This window comes from Streptomyces torulosus (assembly GCF_001419765.1).
Classification (GTDB): Bacteria; Actinomycetota; Actinomycetes; order Streptomycetales; family Streptomycetaceae; genus Streptomyces; species Streptomyces torulosus.
On record NZ_LIRK01001044.1, the window covers coordinates 1 to 1216 of the forward strand.

At 72.5% G+C, this 1216-nt stretch carries 1 protein-coding gene; it reads right to left on the reverse strand.

Annotated elements, in window-relative coordinates:
* Positions 1 to 773 (reverse strand): transglutaminase domain-containing protein (locus tag AOK23_RS43910; RefSeq protein ID WP_055717921.1); only part of this gene is annotated, 773 nt, incomplete at its 3' end.
* Between the last annotated feature and the right edge of the window lie 443 nt (positions 774 to 1216).

Below are 1216 nucleotides of genomic sequence, written 5' to 3' on the forward strand. Positions count from 1 at the left end.
GTGCGGGGCGCCGGGGTACGGGTGGCCGGGGTCCAGCGGCCGAGGACGGGCTCGGTCAGGGTGCGGGCCGTCCGGCAGAGGGTCTGGCCGTGACGGTCGAAAAGGGTGTCGCGGTCGTCGAAGTGACCGAGGTCCGCGACGAGTTGGGCGGACAGGTCGCAGGAGCCCCCGTCGGCGGCACAGGTGCTCACCTCGGCCGGGGAACCGCCGTCCCAGTCGATGCCGGTGCGGGCCACCGCGTCGAAGAGGGTCTCCCCGCCGTCGTTGGCGTAGTGGCGGCCCGCGGCGGGCCCCGTGAACAGTTCACCGATCGGCAGCCACGCGCCGTCGATCCGGAACTCCGGCCAGGCCAGCAGGACCTGCGCCGGCACGAACGGCTTCAGCCGCGGGAAGCGCGGATACCAGAACGCGCCGTCGACGAGCAGCCCGCGGACCCGCGTCCGCACCCGGACGGCACGGGCGACCGCCTCCAGCGCCGCCATCCGCTGACTGCACGAGCCGCGCCCCAGCCGCAGGGTCCGGGACACCCGGCGCCGGTCCTCGACCGAGTACACGGGCCGCACGTCCCGCGCGATGATCCGGTGCGCGGCGCGCAGCGCCTCCAGCGGGGTCGCCTCGCTCACCACCCGGCCCGCGATCGCCCGCACCAGCGGGTCGTCGTGGTCCAGGATGGGCGTGGCCCGCGTGGATCCGCGGACGTCGTCCGCGCCCCGTACCGCCGCACCGGCCCGCCTGTCCCGCGCGCCGTAGGCCATGAGCAACCGACTGGTCATGTCCGTCCCCGTTCCCCGTGTGTCCCGCTGCTCCCCGTACGGCCCCCGCCCGTACCCGGTGAGCGCCCTCCGTCCATCCTCACACGGGGCGCGTTCGAGACCGTGCCGTCCCCCTCCCTGGGGAGCAGGCGTTCCGCTCACCTCCTGGGGTCCTGCCCGGCACGCCCCGGTGACGCGCTTTCGTAGTACTTCCCGCGACCCCATTGCGGCGGTGCAAATATGCCGACTACGGTCATTCCTGCGCTCACGGAGAGTGCTCAACTGATGTACAAAGCGCAACGATTCTGCAATTCACCCCTGAGTACCGCCAGTTGAAAGCGCCCCGGGCCGTCGACACCCGAAGAGGAGCCAGACGCGGTAGGGACCCACCCCATCCCTTCTCGTCGCAATGGAGTTGGTCAGCCATGCCCGATACCGCCCCGAACCTTCCCGCCGTCCCCTCT